Origin of the sequence: Lelliottia wanjuensis, from assembly GCF_030238365.1 — a bacterium.
Lineage (GTDB): Bacteria > Pseudomonadota > Gammaproteobacteria > Enterobacterales > Enterobacteriaceae > Enterobacter > Enterobacter wanjuensis.
In genome coordinates, this window is the sequence record NZ_JASSOT010000071.1 from 1 (window position 1) to 16,022 (window position 16,022).

11 protein-coding genes are annotated in these 16,022 nt (G+C 57.1%); 4 read left to right on the forward strand and 7 right to left on the reverse strand.

Annotated features, from left to right (window positions below):
• Positions 1 to 232 precede the first annotated feature (232 nt).
• Positions 233 to 1,411: an NO-inducible flavohemoprotein gene (hmpA, locus tag QQF33_RS21945; RefSeq protein WP_285158595.1), complete on the reverse strand. Its 1,179-nt coding sequence runs from the start codon at positions 1,409 to 1,411 to the stop codon at positions 233 to 235.
• A 304-nt stretch (positions 1,412 to 1,715) separates the two neighbouring features.
• Between hmpA and glyA the strand changes: the two genes are divergently transcribed.
• Positions 1,716 to 2,969, forward strand: coding sequence for a serine hydroxymethyltransferase (gene glyA, locus QQF33_RS21950; RefSeq protein ID WP_095282924.1), 1,254 nt, complete (start codon positions 1,716 to 1,718; stop codon positions 2,967 to 2,969).
• Between the two features lie 91 nt (positions 2,970 to 3,060).
• On the opposite strand, the gene QQF33_RS21955 is transcribed toward glyA, so the two are convergent.
• The 6 genes from QQF33_RS21955 to QQF33_RS21980 all read right to left on the reverse strand — a co-directional run bounded on the left by QQF33_RS21955 (position 3,061) and on the right by QQF33_RS21980 (position 10,267).
• Entirely contained in the window at positions 3,061 to 3,483 is a 423-nt protein-coding gene (locus QQF33_RS21955; protein ID WP_285149780.1) for a DoxX family protein, read from the reverse strand.
• 89 nt (positions 3,484 to 3,572) lie between these two features.
• Positions 3,573 to 3,755, reverse strand: a complete 183-nt coding sequence (locus tag QQF33_RS21960; RefSeq protein ID WP_282494177.1) for a ChiQ/YbfN family lipoprotein — start codon at positions 3,753 to 3,755, stop codon at positions 3,573 to 3,575.
• A gap of 27 nt (positions 3,756 to 3,782) precedes the next feature.
• Positions 3,783 to 5,201, reverse strand: coding sequence for an OprD family outer membrane porin (locus QQF33_RS21965; RefSeq protein WP_285158596.1), 1,419 nt, complete (start codon positions 5,199 to 5,201; stop codon positions 3,783 to 3,785).
• Positions 5,202 to 5,273: 72 nt separating this feature from the next.
• Positions 5,274 to 7,466 carry an alpha-galactosidase gene (locus QQF33_RS21970; protein WP_285158597.1) on the reverse strand — a complete coding sequence of 731 codons (2,193 nt, stop codon included), beginning with the start codon at positions 7,464 to 7,466 and terminating at the stop codon, positions 5,274 to 5,276.
• Positions 7,463 to 8,854 carry an MFS transporter gene (locus tag QQF33_RS21975; protein WP_285149784.1) on the reverse strand — a complete coding sequence of 464 codons (1,392 nt, stop codon included), beginning with the start codon at positions 8,852 to 8,854 and terminating at the stop codon, positions 7,463 to 7,465. The genes QQF33_RS21970 and QQF33_RS21975 overlap by 4 nt, the downstream gene beginning before the upstream one ends.
• A 213-nt stretch (positions 8,855 to 9,067) precedes the next feature.
• Complete coding sequence (locus tag QQF33_RS21980; RefSeq protein ID WP_285158598.1) at positions 9,068 to 10,267, reverse strand: ROK family protein; 1,200 nt, start codon at positions 10,265 to 10,267, stop codon at positions 9,068 to 9,070.
• Between the two features lie 115 nt (positions 10,268 to 10,382).
• On the opposite strand from QQF33_RS21980, the gene QQF33_RS21985 reads away from it, so the two are divergent.
• From QQF33_RS21985 to QQF33_RS21995, 3 genes are all read left to right on the forward strand, one after another.
• A complete protein-coding gene (locus QQF33_RS21985; RefSeq protein ID WP_285158599.1) occupies positions 10,383 to 13,655 on the forward strand; it encodes a DUF5107 domain-containing protein in 3,273 nt (1,090 codons plus the stop codon).
• A 70-nt stretch (positions 13,656 to 13,725) separates the two neighbouring features.
• Entirely contained in the window at positions 13,726 to 15,168 is a 1,443-nt protein-coding gene (locus QQF33_RS21990; RefSeq protein WP_285149787.1) for a sugar porter family MFS transporter, read from the forward strand.
• Positions 15,168 to 16,013 carry an aldose 1-epimerase gene (locus QQF33_RS21995; RefSeq protein ID WP_285158600.1) on the forward strand — a complete coding sequence of 282 codons (846 nt, stop codon included), beginning with the start codon at positions 15,168 to 15,170 and terminating at the stop codon, positions 16,011 to 16,013. The genes QQF33_RS21990 and QQF33_RS21995 overlap by 1 nt, the downstream gene beginning before the upstream one ends.
• Positions 16,014 to 16,022: the final 9 nt, after the last annotated feature.

Below are 16,022 nucleotides of genomic sequence, written 5' to 3' on the forward strand. Positions count from 1 at the left end.
TGTGGTGGTACAGCACGAAAGTGGGGGTGATCGACCTGAAGAAAAGGTCGATCACCATGGGTAAAGGATGTTAAATAGTGTTCACCATGTCCCCGAACACCTGTCTACCATGTCTCCGGACCGTACACTCCCACGGGGAGAGGGCGAAAACATTAAAAACGGCAACGATGTTGCCGTTTTGCATTTACCCTGTAGGCCGGGTAAGGCGAAGCCGCCACCCGGCTTTTTTGGCTTACAGAACCTTATGCGGACCAAAGCATTCGTAATGAATCTGCTCTGCATTCACACCCAGCTTAACCAGCTGACCCGCTGCAAACTGCATAAACCCGACCGGACCGCAAAGATAAAACTGCATCGCCGGATCGCTGAACAACCCTTCCTGAGCCCGTAAATCCATCAGCCCTGCGCTATCAAACCGGTCTCCGCTTTCAGGCTGATTAAACCAGACGTGAGACGCGAAGCGCGGCAGCGAGGCACCCAGCGTTTTCACTTCGTCAGCAAAAGCATGTACCTGGCCGTTTTGTGCCGCGTGGAACCAGTTAACCTGCGCACTGTGGTTTGACGCCGCGAGGGTATCCAGCATCGCCAGCATCGGCGTTTGCCCGACGCCCGCTGAGATCAGCGTCACCGGCGTATTCGCTTCCACCGCCATAAAGAAATCACCCGCCGGAGCCGCCAGATGCACGACATCGCCAACGCTGGCATGGTTATGCAGCCAGTTAGAGACCTGACCGCCGTCTTCACGTTTCACCGCAATGCGATAGCCTTTGCCGTTCGCTTTACGAGTCAGAGAATATTGACGAATTTCCTGATGCGGGAAGCCTTCAGGCTTCAGCCACACGCCGAGATACTGGCCCGGCTGATAATCCGCGACCGGCTGCCCGTCGACCGGCTCAAATTCAAAGCTGGTGATAAGCGCGCTGCGTGGGGTCTTCTCCACGATACGGAACGCGCGCGTGCCTTCCCAGCCGCCGTTTTTTGTGGCGTGCTCGCTGTAGATTTGCGCTTCACGGTTGATAAACACACCGGCCAGCACGCCGTAGGCTTTGCCCCAGGCGTCCAGCACGTCCTGGCCCGGGCTGAACATCTCATCCAGCGTCGCCAGCAGATGGCCGCCGACGATGTCATATTGCTCGGGCTGAATCTGGAAGCTGGTGTGCTTCTGAGCGATTTTTTCAACGGCAGGCAGCAGCGCAGCCAGATTTTCAATATTGCTGGCATAGGCGGCGATGGCGTTAAAGAGGGCTTCGCGCTGATCGCCGTTGCGCTGGTTGCTCATGTTGAAAATCTCTTTGAGCTCCGGATTATGCGCAAACATACGATCGTAAAAATGGGCGGTGAGTTTAGGGCCGGTTTCGACCAGCAGGGGAATGGTGGCTTTCACTGTAGCGATGGTTTGAGCGTCTAACATAGCAACTTCCTTTGACGGTTATTTTAATGATGTATTTTAAATGCATCTTATGAAAAATAACCCTGTGTTGTAAATGGTTCTTTGCATCATGAAATAGTTGCATCACAAACCTGAAAAGAAATCCATTGAAAAGCACGAGGTCTTTATTCCTCAAACCCTTGCGTGGCGTGGAGGTAAACGTTTGCGTAAAATCCTTTGTCAAGACCTGTTATCGCAACACTATTCGGTTATACTGTTGCCCGTCGTCTATCAGGACAGCCTTTTTTAGGCCAAATTTTATTGTTAGCTGAGTCAGGAGATGCGGATGTTAAAGCGTGAAATGAACATTGCCGATTATGATGCCGAACTGTGGCAGGCTATGGAGCAGGAAAAAGTACGTCAGGAAGAGCACATCGAACTGATCGCCTCCGAGAACTACACCAGCCCGCGCGTGATGCAGGCGCAGGGTTCTCAGCTGACCAACAAATATGCAGAAGGTTACCCAGGTAAGCGCTACTACGGCGGTTGCGAATACGTTGATATCGTTGAACAACTGGCGATTGACCGTGCAAAAGAGCTGTTCGGCGCAGACTACGCGAACGTTCAGCCGCACTCTGGTTCTCAGGCTAACTTCGCGGTCTACACCGCGCTGCTGCAGCCGGGCGATACCGTTCTCGGTATGAACCTGGCGCAGGGTGGCCACCTGACTCACGGTTCCCCGGTTAACTTCTCCGGCAAACTGTACAATATCATCCCTTATGGTATTGATGAGTCCGGCAAAATTGACTACGAAGACATGGCGAAGCAGGCGCAGACCCACAAACCGAAGATGATCATCGGTGGTTTCTCTGCTTACTCCGGCGTGGTTGACTGGGCAAAAATGCGTGAAATCGCAGACAGCATTGGCGCATACCTGTTCGTGGATATGGCACACGTTGCTGGTCTTATCGCGGCAGGCGTTTACCCGAACCCGGTTCCACACGCGCACGTCGTGACCACCACCACCCACAAAACCCTGGCGGGTCCGCGCGGCGGCCTGATCCTGGCGAAAGGTGGTGACGAAGATCTGTATAAGAAACTGAACTCTGCCGTGTTCCCAAGCGCACAGGGCGGCCCGCTGATGCACGTGATCGCGGCCAAAGCGGTGGCACTGAAAGAAGCGATGGAGCCAGAGTTCAAAGTTTACCAGCAGCAGGTTGCCAAAAACGCCAAAGCGATGGTGGAAGTGTTCCTGAACCGCGGCTACAAAGTGGTTTCTGGCGGCACTGAGAACCACCTGTTCCTGCTGGATCTGGTGGACAAAAACCTGACCGGTAAAGAAGCCGATGCCGCGCTGGGCCGTGCTAACATCACCGTCAACAAAAACAGCGTTCCAAACGATCCGAAGAGCCCGTTTGTGACTTCCGGTATCCGTATCGGTTCTCCGGCTGTGACTCGCCGCGGTTTCAAAGAAGCCGAAGTGAAAGAGCTGGCTGGCTGGATGTGTGATGTTCTCGACAACATCAACGACGAAGCGGTGATCGAACGTATCAAAGGTAAAGTGCTGGATATCTGCGCACGTTTCCCTGTTTACGCGTAAGTTTTCGCTTCAGTTTAAAAGGCCGCATAAGCGGCCTTTTTTATTGTCTGCGAATGTAGGCCCGATAAGCGAAGCGCCATCGGGCTGGGTGTTACCGACGGTCAATCGATATCGCCCCCGGCCCGGTCACCGCCAGTAACAGAAACGCCCCGGCAATACTCACATTCTTGTAGAAGTTAATCATATTCGGCATCACCGCATCGCCGCTCATATCCCAGTAATGGTGACCAATCACCGCCGTCCCCAGCGTATAGAAGACGAATAACACCGCCAGCGGTCGGGTAAAGAACCCGAGCACAATCAAAATCGCGGCGGGCACTTCCATGATCACCGCAATAATCGCCGCCAGCATCGGCATCGGTGCGCCGAGGGACGTCATATATTGCACCGTTCCATCAAACCCGGTCATTTTCGGAATACCAAAAATAATAAACAACACAACAACCGCGATACGTGCAATCAGCAGAACCAGCGAGCGGGACTGACCGAAATCGAAATAGCGTAGAGTGTTCATGGCAGGCTCGTTATTGGGTGGGATCTATCATAAAGCTAATACACAACCCGGAACTCCGCCATAAGACCAAAGAATCAGCCGCTTAACCCTTAGCGCGTATCCTCCATCACCCTCTCACACTTCGCCTCGCTTTCCGCGCCGTTCCCGCTTTTGGCGGCCTGAATACAGGCCTGATAATCCGTCGGCGAAATGGTCTCCGGGGTCCGTTCTGACGGCGGGGTCTGGCAGCCTGCCAGCAGTAAAATGCTCATCACTATGCCACTTATTTTCATCACTTTTCTCCTGTGCAGTGTCGGCGATTAAAAGATCGTGAATGGCGCAATCACGTTAAATTTGATATCGATTTCGTCCTGGAACATGTTGTTGTAACCGCCGCTGTAGTTGGGGTTACTGCCGTGGTTGTCGTAGTTGATGTAGTGCAGATTAAACAGCGTGCCTTTCAGGCGGCCGGTCTGCACCGTGTGGGCGATATTGAATGTCCAGGCGGATTCATCGATGCGCTGGCTCTGATCGGCCAGTTTGCCGTCGACGGTACAGGTAGTGCAGGGTTTACCGTTCCAGCCGTAGGCGTAGCCCGCGCCAATCGCCCAGCCGGGGAGATCGTAATTTTTCAGGTCATAGGTCACTCCGGCAAAGGCCGAGGTTTCCCCATTGGCATCAAAGTCAGAGGCCGCATCCCACCAGATATCCAGTCGTCCGTTAGAGCTCGCATAGGCCGGAGTGATACGTTGCAGGAAGAAGCCCTGATTGCCGTCTGCTTTTACGGTCTGGGCTTCGAGGCGAAAATCCAGCGTATCCAGGGTGTAACCGAGGGTGATGCCCTGCAGCCAGGCCAGGCCGTCGTACTCATCGTTGACCGAACCGTAGGCAGCGATGGTGTTATCGCCCACTTTGTCTTTAGCGCCGTAGAACTGATAGCTGACGCGGAGGTCATTTCCGGCCACCGGGAAGCTGTACGACACTTTGCCGAAATACTGATCCATAAAATCCGCCGCCTGAGCCATCGAGGCCTCCAGCACCAGCTTGTTTTTGAAGTCGTACCGCAGGCCAAGGGAGTGAACGTAATCAATTTTGGTGGTGTTATCCGCTGCGCGGAACTCGTACATCTCCGTGTACCACGGGGCTTTGTATTTATCCGACCACAGGTAAGAACTCGACAGCGCGCCGTGCTCGCCAAAGTCCCAGTTACCGCCAATCTCCGCCCCCTGATAGGCACCGGGCACAAAGCCCCAGTGCACGGCGAGCAGCGTCTGGCCGGACGGCTGGATGTAGCCCGCGCGCATCCAGTAATCTTCATACTTCATTTTCAGGGCTGCTTTGTAGAGGTTGAAACCGCCCTTATCGCCGGACCAGTCCTCGCCCCAGCGCTGATTGGCCGAGCTCAGGCTGATTTCGTTCGGATGCGCCGCACTGCCAGTGGCGAGGTTGGCGGCGGCAAAACCCGCCACGTCGAGGCCAATCAGATCCGCCGCATACCCGGAGACGAAATCGAGATTGGCGTTAAAGGTGGCGTGGTGGAGATCTTCCACGTAATGCCCGTAATCCTCGCTGCCGACGGTCATATCGCGTTTATCGCGATAGCGCTGGGAATAGTAAATCCCGCCGGTGAGATGGGAATCATCAACAAATCCCTCCGCCTTCACGGGGGCTGAAAAGGTCAGTGTGGGCAAGCTCACAAACAGGGCGACAAGCAGCGCAGTAGGGCGCGATAAGTGCATAGGGTTACTCCTCTTCCATGTGAAGATCGATAATCAGAACAGCACGATGAAGGGGGCGGACGCCCCCGAATGTTAAGGCTGACGCCTTAAGTGCCAGATGCGGCTGACGTAATCCCGGCTAAGCGGCGGGTCGATGAAGATCCCGCGATACATCAGCTCATCTCCGCCCAGAAGCCGATCGTCCAGTTTGTACTGCGCGTCAGGATCCAGCCCGGCGAGGCGGATTTTGCGCAGGGGGGCCGAGGCGCGGCTCACCAGTGAGAAGGCCATCAGCAGGGCTTCGCTGCGATCGGGGGAGACGAACATCCAGGCGGCAAAATCCGGGTTTTCCGAGGGCGAAATAAGCCGCCAGAATGTGCCGAACTGCAGCAGTTCGCGGTGCTGTTTGTAGAAATCGATCTGCTGGCGCACGGCGTCATCGCGCTCGGCGTTGCTGTGCATCAGGTCGAGCATCAGACCGTAGTTCCCGCTCATGGCGACGGCCCCGCGCATCTCCATGCTGGTGGAGCGCCCCATCTGATGGTTAGGCACTTCGGAAACATGGGCGCACTGCATAACCGGCGGGTAGAGCATGCTGGTGGCGTACTGGATATGCACCCGCGAGGCGGCATCCGTATTGTCGCTAACCCAGGCCTGCGGCATGTAAAACAGCATCCCCGGATCGAACCGCCCGCCGCCGCCCGCGCAGCACTCGAACAGAATGTGCGGGAAGCGGGTGGTCAGCGCCTCGAGCAGGGCGTACAGGCCCAGCATGTAACGATGCGCCGTCTCCTGCTGCTGTGCGGCCCGCGCTGTCGACGAGCCGACTTCGGTCATGTTGCGGTTCATATCCCACTTGATGTAATCCACGGGATGGCTGGCGAGAAAAGTGCTCAGCTGTTCAAGAATATTGTCTCGCACCTCCGGGCGGCCCAGATCCAGGATGTACTGGTTCCGTCCTTCGGACAGCGGCTGATCGCCCGCATTGAGGATCCAGTCCGGGTGCTTCGCAAACAGCTTGCTGCGCCGGGACACCATTTCCGGCTCAAACCACAGTCCGAATTTCATCTCCAGGGCATGAACCTGGTCGATCAGCGGGCGCAGGCCGTTGGGGAATTTCTGCCGGTTCACAAACCAGTCGCCGAGCGACGACGTATCTCCATTGCGCTCGCCAAACCAGCCGTCGTCGAGCATCAGCAGCTCCACGCCCAGCGCTTTGGCGTTGTGCGCAAAGCGCAGCAATTTCTCCTCATTGAAATCGAAGTAGGTCGATTCCCAGTTATTGGCGAGAACCGGGCGGGTCTGATGGCGATACGGGCCGCGCACCAGATGGTCGCGATAGAGTGTGTGTAGCGCATGGGAAAGCCCGTTCAGCCCCGCGTCCGACCAGGCCAGCACCACTTCCGGGGTCTGGAAACTGTCACCGGGTTGCAGCTCCCAGCCAAAACCATGGGGGTTTATCCCGAGCTGAACGCGGGTCTGTTGATACGCATCCACTTCCGTACGGGCGGTAAAGTTGCCGCTGTAGACCAGATGCAACCCCCACGCCTCGCCCTGCATTTCGGTGGTCTGCGGGCGAACCAGGCCAATAAACGGCTGCTGATGGGTACTGCTCGCCCCGCGTTTGCTGTCGAGCACCGTTATGCCGGGGTTCAGCGGCTGACGATGCAGCTGACGCTCTCTCGCCCACGCGCCGGGGAACTGGATCTGCTCAAACTGGCTGTCGGGGAAATCCAGCGAACAGCTCAGGGCGCGCAGCAGACGCAGCGGTGTGTCGCCAGGGTTTGTGATCCGCGCGTGGCGCGTCACCACCGGCAGATCGCGAAAAATTGTGTAGCTGAGTTCGACCTGCAGGTGCGTGACGGGATCGGCCATCGTGACCATCAGCGTTTCTGCTTCCTCCGGCGAACTGACCCATGTCGCAGGCAGTCCGTCGAGCGCGCGTTTGCCCGGCAGGATCCGATGCGAGACGTAGTGCAGATTCGACACCTGATGCCCGTCGGCATAGCGCACTTCAAAGGCCGGTTCGCGATAGTCGCCCGCGCCGTGCCCGGGATACTCCTGCAACACCGTATCCAGCGAAAAGGTTCTGTCCGGCCAGCCCGCCGGCGTGGGGGAGAACGATGACCGGTCGAGCGTCGGGTAATCATGGGGCTGTGAACAGTCGGCAATACGTTTCCCCCAGTAGCAGTGAACCAGGTAACGCTGATGCGCAATCCCGATCACATAGCTTGTCTGGCTGTTCTGCAGGTGGAAAAACTGTTTCTCAGGGTTCCAGATAATCATGCTTTCACCTCGACTGAGGACGCGGCGTTACGTTGATGGATATCGCTCAGAATTTCGTAGAAGCGTTTTTCCGTAATTTCGTAGCGGGCCAGCGGGACCAGACTTAACAGGGTTAATACGCCCGGAATAAGGGTAAATAACAGGCCAATCCACATGGCGGTTTCGCTCGCCTGAACCTGATGCGGAATATATCCAGCCCACGACAGCATAAATCCGCCGATTGCGCCGCCAATGGCTCCGGAGAGTTTGGTTTTAAAAATATTGAGAGAAAAGACCATGCCTTCCGAGCGGTTACCGCTGCGCCATTCGCCGTATTCCACACAATCTGCGACCATAGAATAGAGGGAGATTTGTCCAATTCCGCCGCAGAAGGGCGCTAAGGCACCGACGATAAAAATCATTATGATATTTGACTGGAAAAAGAATAACAGCATACAGGCCAAAGCCATGACCGCGCTGCTGTAAATAGCGGTATTCTTTTTGCCTATTTTGGCAGAAATAAACGGAGAAACGACGGCACCTAAAACCTGCGCAATCATTGAGACCGTCAGGAAAACCCCTAACATCATTTCGGCATTTAAATTATAGATAAAGAAGTAAAGCTGAAAGGTCCCGCGGATCACGCCAATCATCTCTAATAAGAACATCCCGATTAGTAATAACCGCAGCGGGCGGTGCTGCTTTAACAGCGTCCAGAATCCTTTAAAACTCTGTCGCTCTTTGCGCGGCACCGTATGCTTTTCTTTGACGCCAAAAAAGGTGATCAGCATGCAAACCAGAAACACCACGCTGTAAATAATGGCGACCGCCCACCAGCTTCCGACATACTTCACCAGCCACAGCGTCGAGGCGCTGACGGAGAGAAAGCCAAAGGTGGCAATGGTTCTGGGGATAGTAATCACTTTGGTGCGCTCGGTGGGGTTCTGCGTGATGGCGGCAGAGAGCGACCAGTAAGGAATATCGATAATCGCGAAACAGATACTCCACAAAATATAGGTCGAGTAGGCGTAGACCAGCTTTCCCGCCTCAGAAAGATTCGGACTGAGAAAACAGGCGACGGTGGTCAGGGAAACCAGAATACTGCCGACCAAAATCCACGGGCGGAATTTCCCCATTTTTGTGTGGGTATTATCCACCAGAATACCGAGGGCGATATCCGTCGCGCCATCCACAAGACGAGCGATTAAAAACAATAATCCCACCGCCGCGGCTTTGATGCCAAAACTGTCGGTGTAATACAGCATCAGATAGATAGCAATGAAGGCATACATCACATTTGCCCCAAAGCTTCCCATTCCGTATGAAATAGCGGTGCTCCAGGAGACTCTATCGCTCGCGAAATTATCCTTATTCACGCTCTTTTGTTCATTGACTTGTGCTAATTCCATTCTGAAAACTCCTAATTGCCAGGAAGCGTGGATTCATTTTATTGAACCCGGAGAGAATTGAATGCTGGCAATTGTAGGAGGCAAAAATGAAACGGACTTTGCGCGGGAGTTTATATTTCAGTAAACACGGATTACTAATCGAAACCCTAAAACACTATTTGAAGTAATAAAACATTTCTCCGGTAAATATATTAAATGAAAAGCTGAATCGCGTTAGCCTTCATTTTCCAGCGCGGCTTCGGCATATAAATAACCAATGCCCATCACCTGTTGGGCGCGGGTTAAACCGCCGAAGTTAATCTGGGTGGCATTGCGTTTTAAGCCGTCGCTGTGATCAAAGGGATTAAAACCGATGCGCTGTTTAATTGCCTCAAGCCAGCTCTCGCCAAATCCGCAACTGCGGCCATAAAACCAGATTTGATTAATGTTCAGAATATTGAGGAAGTTATACAGGCTAAGGCCAATCGCATGGGCCGACTCCTCCACCCAGCGCATCACGTGTTCGTCCCCCGCATGCCAGGCGTTCACCAGCTGCTGTGAACTCAAGGTTTCAGGATCCTGCTGAGGGGAGGCAGGGTGGTTTTTGAGCCAGATCCGCGCCTGCTTTTTCAGGGCGGAAAGCGAGGCCACCGTCTCAAGGCAACCGTAGCGGCCACAGTCGCACATCGCCCCATCCGGGTTGACGATGGTGTGCCCGATCTGCCCGCTGCCGTACAGATTCCCGCGATAGATCTGTCCGTTGATCACAAACGACGAGCCGATGCCATAATCGACGTTAATCACGCAAAAATCCTCGCGGTTCTGGGCGTTTTGCCACTTCTCCGCCAGGGCCAGCATCACGCAGTCGTTATCCAGTTTCACCGTCACGCGCAGCTTCTCTTCCAGAAGATATTTAATCTCTACGTTCCCGCGCCACGGCGCTTGCGGCATGGTTTGTGACACCCCGGTCACCGGGTCGACCTGGCCGTGTATGCCCAGCGCCAGATTGATGGTTTTTCGCGGCCAGTTTCTGGACTGCTGCTGCCAGATGGCTTCAATTGCCGCCAACAGGGCCTGCGGCGTGGGGGCGGAGATGGCGCGGCGCTCAAACTCACCCAGCGCCGACAGCTGCGCATCGCAAAGCTGGCTTTCGATGCTGGTGGGGGTCACATTCATGCAAAGAATGTAATCGCCCTCCGGCGGGATTTGATAACTGCCGCCGTTCAATCCTCTGCTGCTCAAATTTTCACTGGAGTGGCTCAGTTTTCCGTCCTCCACCAGCTCGTCGAGAATTTTGCTGACCGCAGGAATCGACAGACCGGTAAATTGCGCGAAGCGCGATTTACTCAGCTGCTTGTGTTTCCACACCAGTTTCAGCAGGGTCTGGCGATTGAGCTGTCGCACCCGCTGATTGTTCAGACCTGACTCCTGCATTTCACTAAACCTCGTTAACTGTATTGCGTGAGCTTTGAGCAATTAAAACATATCACTCTCCGCCAGACTGTTGCCATCCCCTCATTCACTAACATTTGTTTACTGGAGAATGGCTATGTACGGAGTTGTTAAAGTCTGGCAAGAAACTCTCTCTCTCCCCACCTGGACCACAGGCAGCGAAGACACCAACCCGATGTTCCTTGAAAAGCGGGTCTATCAGGGCTCGTCCGGCGCGGTCTATCCCTATGGCGTCACCGACACCCTGACGGGCAAACGCGAAATGCGCAAGTACCAGGCGGTGTGGATGGAGAACGACTTTATCCGCATTATGCTGCTGCCGGAATTGGGCGGACGAATTCACCGTGCTTATGACAAAGTCAAAGCGCGCGATTTTGTCTATTACAACGAAGTGGTGAAACCTGCGCTGGTGGGCCTGCTCGGGCCCTGGATCTCCGGCGGCATCGAATTCAACTGGCCGCAGCACCATCGCCCGACCACCTTTATGCCCGTCGATGTCACCATCCAGCCCGCCGACAACGGCGCGCAAACCGTCTGGATGGGCGAGGCCGAACCGATGCGCGGCCTGCAGGTGATGACCGGTTTTACCCTCTATCCGGATCGCGCCCTGATTGAAATCACCGGCAAAGTGTTCAACCCCAACGCCACGCCGCGCCACTTCCTGTGGTGGGCCAACCCGGCGGTGAAGGGCGGGGACGATCATCAGAGCGTCTTCCCGCCGGACGTAACGGCGGTCTTCGATCACGGTAAACGCGACGTCTCAGCCTTCCCGATTGCTCATGGAACCTACTACAAAGTCGACTATTCGGTTGGCGTGGATATCTCGCGCTACAAAAACGTGCCGGTGCCGACCTCCTACATGGCCGAGAAATCTGATTACGATTTCGTCGGGGCGTACCACCACGGCGAGCGGGGCGGCCTGCTTCACGTCGCCGATCACCACGTTTCACCGGGCAAAAAGCAGTGGACCTGGGGCTATGAAGAGTTTGGCCGCGCCTGGGATCGCCATCTGACGGATGAAAACGGCCCGTACATCGAGCTGATGACCGGCGTCTTCACGGATAACCAGCCCGATTTCACCTGGCTTGCGCCGTACGAAGAGAAAGTGTTCGTGCAGAATTTTCTGCCCTACAGCGATCTGGGCATGGTGCAGAACGCCAATACCCAGCTGGCGTTAAAACTGGAGCGCCACGCGCCGCAAATCGAGCTGGGGATTTATGCCATCGCGCCGCTGGAGGACGTCAGTCTCGAACTGAGCGCCGAGGGTCACACGCTCTGGGAAACGCGCCTCAGCCTGATGCCGGGCGAGAGCCACCAGCAGACGCTGGCAGGCCACGACGCACGTTTAACCCTGACGGTCAAAGACGCCTCAGGCCGCACGCTGCTGAGCTATCAGGAGCACATTCCCGAAGAGACGCCGCTGCCCGCACCGGCCACCGCACCGGCGCTCCCGGAAAACATCGTCAACGGCGATGAACTCTATTTCATCGGCCAGCATCTGGAGCAGTACAACCACGCCAGCCGTTACGCGGAGGATTACTACCGCCGCGCGCTGGAACTCGATGCGCATGACTATCGCAACAACGTCGCCCTCGGCACGCTGGCGCTCAACCGCGCCGACTGGGCGCTGGCGCAGCAGTGCGCCGAGGCGGCGCTGGTTCGCGCGCATCGTCTGAATAAAAACCCGCGCGATGGCGAGGCCAGCCAGCTTCTGGCGACGGCGCTGGAGCGTCAGGGCGATAACGACAAGGCCTGGGACCACTACTACAAAGCCTCGTGGAGCGGCAACTGTCGCGACGCGGCGTTCTGGTCCCTGGCGCGTCTGGCGATGAAACGCGGTGACTACGCTGACGCGCTGGAAAAAGTCGAGGTCAGTCTCGGGATCAATGCCAGCAATAACCTGGCGATGGGGCTGAAGGCGCTGGCGCTGGCAAAACTCGGGCGCGAAGTGGACGCGCTGGCGTTTATCGATGCCGGTCTGCACACCCATCCTCTCAGCTACGCCCTGCACTATGCGCGCTGGGCGATCGCCCGGGATGACGTCGCGCGGGAAAAACTGCGTCAGGTGACAGGCTGTCGCGGGGCGAACGCCTGCGTGCTGGCGGGCTGGTTAACGTCGATGGGGATGAGCGATGCGGCGCGCGAGGTGCTGGATCTGCTCGACAGCCAGGAGACGCTCCCGCTGCTGTGGCGCGCGGCCTTAAGCGAAAACCCGGATGTCCGCGCTCGTTACCTTGCTGCCGCGCGGCGTTGCGAGCCCAATCGCGTGCGCTTCCCGAACGCCCTCGACGAAGTGCAAATGCTGCAAAGCCTGCAGGACGATCCGTTTGCCCGCTATCAGCTGGGCTGTTTCTGGTACAGCAAACGTCGCTATGACGAGGCGGTGGCCTGCTGGCAATTCACTCTGCAACGGGAGCCGCAGTTCGCGCCTGCCCAGCGTCTGCTTGGTATTTACGCCTGGAACAAACAGCACGATCTGGCGCTGGCGCAGCACTATCTGCAGCGCGCCGTCGAGCTGGAACCGGAAAATCCGCGCTTCCTGTTTGAACTCGACTACCTCAATAAACTCACCGGGCAGCCGGTAGCAAAACGCCTCGCCATGCTGACTGCGCGGCAAAGCGTGGCGCTGAAACGCGACGACCTGACGGCGGAACTGCTGAGTTTGTGGAACGGGACCGGGCGCTATGCCGAGGCGGCAAATGTCCTCAAAACCCGTGAGTTCCACCCGTGGGAGGGCGGGGAAGGCAAAGTCACCGGCCAGTATCTGCTCAACCAGCAGCATCGCGCTTTGCAGCACATTGCCAGCGGGAATTTTGCTGAGGCGATAAACCTGCTGCAGGCCGCGCTCCGCTATCCGCATAACCTCGGGGAAGGGCGTCTGCCGGGGCAAACGGATAACGATATCGGGTATCTGCTCGGGTACTGCCACGCGCGGCTCGACAGCCAGGCCGAGGCGCAGCGCTGTTTCACCCGCGCGGCGCAGGGCGGATCGTCGCTCGATGCCGGGCGCTACTACAACGACCAGCCTGCGGATTATCTCTTCTGGCAGGGAATGGCGATGCGCGCCCTGGGCGACAGCGCCGCAGCGAAGCGCCACTTCAACGGGTTCCTGGCCTGGGCGAAAGCGCATCACGACGAGGTGCCTGAGGCCGATTTCTTTGCCGTGTCGCTGCCGGATCTGGTGGTGCTAGACGCGCCCGCCGGGCTACAGCATCAGCAGCACTGCCTGTTTATCGAGGCGCTCGGCCACGCGGGACTGGGGGATTTCACCGCCAGCCAGCGGTGCCTCGATACCCTGTTAACCCTGAATCCGGCGCACGACAAAGCGCATTTCGTTCAGCACGCGCAGGCGGCTGGCATTTTTCACTAACTGACCCGACAGGCGGGGAAACCCGCCTGTTAACCCTCTGTTCCCTGCATTCCCTTAAAGAGGAATCACGATGAATAATGACGCACAGACACAACTGAAAATGGGCTACGTCTGGACCATCTGCCTGGTCGCCGCCTGCGGCGGGCTGCTGTTTGGCTACGACTGGGTGGTGATCGGCGGGGCCAAACCCTTCTATGAAGCCTGGTTCTCGATAACCGATCCGGCCCAGTCCGGCTGGGCGATGAGCTCCGCGCTGGTGGGCTGTATTGTTGGCGCGCTGATCTCCGGCTGGTGCGCTGACAAACTGGGGCGTAAGCGCCCACTCATTCTCTCGGCTTTGCTGTTCAGTATCTCGGCGCTGGGCACGGCGCTGGCGAGCAATTTTGAGATTTTCGTGGTGTTTCGCATTATCGGCGGCATCGGGATTGGGCTTGCCTCGGCGCTCAGCCCGCTCTATATCGCCGAAGTCAGCCCGGCGGAAAAACGCGGTCGCTTTGTGGCGATCAACCAGCTTACCATCGTGGTCGGCGTGCTGGCCGCGCAGCTGGTGAACCTGATGATCGCCGAGCCGGTAGCGGCAGGGGCAACGCAGGAGACCATCCTCCACAGCTGGAACGGGCAAATCGGCTGGCGCTGGATGTTTGGCGCGGGGCTGGTGCCCGCTCTGGCCTTTTTACTGCTGATGTTTTTCGTACCGGAATCTCCGCGCTGGCTGATGAAAGTCGGCAAACCGGAACGCGCGCGCGCCATGCTGGAACGTATTGGCACCGCGCAATACGCCAGCCAGACGCTGAAAGAGATCGCCCATACGCTGGAAAAAGACACCCAGAAAGTCTCTTACTCGACGCTGCTGCAGCCGCAAATCAAACCAATTGTGATCATCGGGATGGTGCTGGCGATGTTCCAGCAGTGGTGTGGGATCAACGTGATCTTCAACTACGCGCAGGAGATCTTTGCCTCCGCCGGGTTTGATATCAACGACACGCTGAAATCGATTGTGGCGACGGGCATTATCAACCTCGTCTTTACCGTCGCCGCGCTGCCGCTGGTGGACAAAATTGGTCGCCGCAAGCTGATGCTGCTGGGCGCATCGGGCCTGACGATTATCTATGTGCTGATCGCCAGCGCTTATGCGATGAACATCATGGGCTGGCCGGTCCTGCTGCTGGTGCTGGCGGCGATTGCGATCTACGCCCTGACGCTGGCCCCGGTCACCTGGGTGCTGCTCTCGGAAATCTTCCCCAACCGCGTGCGCGGCCTGGCGATGTCCCTTGGTACGCTGGCCCTGTGGGTGGCCTGTTTCCTGCTGACCTACACTTTCCCGCTGCTCAATGCCGGGCTGGGCGCGGCGGGCAGCTTCCTGCTCTACGGCGTGATTTGTGCGGCCGGGTTCCTCTATATTCTGCGTAACGTCCCGGAAACCAAAGGCGTAACCCTCGAAGCGCTGGAAGAACAGCTTGAGAAACAGCACAGCAAAACCGCTCACGCGGCGAATGCCGGGCGGGTGCACTGATGACAGACTCATTACTGCTGCAAAACGCGCATCTGCGCCTTAGCGTCAATCCGCAGGGCGGCGGGCTGCGCGAGCTGTTTTCCCTCACACATCACACGCCCGTTCTGTGGGAGCACGGCGACAGCGCGCTGTTCCCGATGCTGCCGCTGGCCAACCGCGTCGCCGGGAATCGCTTTTCGTTTCGGGGGCAAGAGATTGCGCTGCCGCACAGCCCGGTCGATGATGAGTTCTTCCTGCACGGTAACGGCTGGCTCGAGCGCTGGACAGTCGAATCCGTCTCCGACACGGAGTGCCTGCTTCTGCTTCGCAGCCAGCACTCCTGCGGTTTCGACTATCTGGCTGAGCTGCGCTACGGGTTGCGGGAAAACGTTCTGCGGGCAGAATTAACTCTCACGCACTTCGGCCAAAACCCGATGCTCTACGGTCTCGGCTTCCATCCGTGGTTTGTGTTTGATGAGGGCAGCCGCGTGCAGTTTTCCGCCAGCGGCTACTGGCCGGAAGGGGAGAAACATCTGCCGCTGGCATGGCAGGGGGAAATTCCACCGGCGATCGACTTCGGCGAGGCAAAACACGGCGAGAGCGGCTGGCTGAATGTGGGCTATTCCGGCTGGAACGGGGTGGCGCAGATCCAGCGCGATGTGATGACGGTCACATTATCATCGCAAACTCCGTGGCTGATGCTGTTTCGAATGTCGGGTGAATCATTCTTATGCCTCGAACCCCAGAGCCATCCGGTGAACGCCCATCATCAGGCCGGACAGCCAGGATTAGTGGCGTTAGGCCGGGGTGACAGCACCCGTCTGGCGATGGAAATTGCCGTCGATACGGCGATAAGTTCCTGTTAATCGGCTGTT

Excerpts from the sequence above, each read along its gene's own strand:
- QQF33_RS21990 (WP_285149787.1), top strand. The coding sequence starts at position 13,726 with ATGAATAATGACGCACAGACACAACTGAAAATGGGCTACGTCTGGACC.
- QQF33_RS21975 (WP_285149784.1), bottom strand. The coding sequence starts at position 8,854 with ATGGAATTAGCACAAGTCAATGAACAAAAGAGCGTGAATAAGGATAAT.
- QQF33_RS21995 (WP_285158600.1), top strand. The coding sequence starts at position 15,168 with ATGACAGACTCATTACTGCTGCAAAACGCGCATCTGCGCCTTAGCGTC.
- glyA (WP_095282924.1), top strand. The coding sequence starts at position 1,716 with ATGTTAAAGCGTGAAATGAACATTGCCGATTATGATGCCGAACTGTGG.
- QQF33_RS21960 (WP_282494177.1), bottom strand. The coding sequence starts at position 3,755 with ATGAAAATAAGTGGCATAGTGATGAGCATTTTACTGCTGGCAGGCTGC.
- QQF33_RS21985 (WP_285158599.1), top strand. The coding sequence starts at position 10,383 with ATGTACGGAGTTGTTAAAGTCTGGCAAGAAACTCTCTCTCTCCCCACC.
- QQF33_RS21980 (WP_285158598.1), bottom strand. The coding sequence starts at position 10,267 with ATGCAGGAGTCAGGTCTGAACAATCAGCGGGTGCGACAGCTCAATCGC.
- hmpA (WP_285158595.1), bottom strand. The coding sequence starts at position 1,411 with ATGTTAGACGCTCAAACCATCGCTACAGTGAAAGCCACCATTCCCCTG.
- QQF33_RS21970 (WP_285158597.1), bottom strand. The coding sequence starts at position 7,466 with ATGATTATCTGGAACCCTGAGAAACAGTTTTTCCACCTGCAGAACAGC.
- QQF33_RS21965 (WP_285158596.1), bottom strand. The coding sequence starts at position 5,201 with ATGCACTTATCGCGCCCTACTGCGCTGCTTGTCGCCCTGTTTGTGAGC.
- QQF33_RS21955 (WP_285149780.1), bottom strand. The coding sequence starts at position 3,483 with ATGAACACTCTACGCTATTTCGATTTCGGTCAGTCCCGCTCGCTGGTT.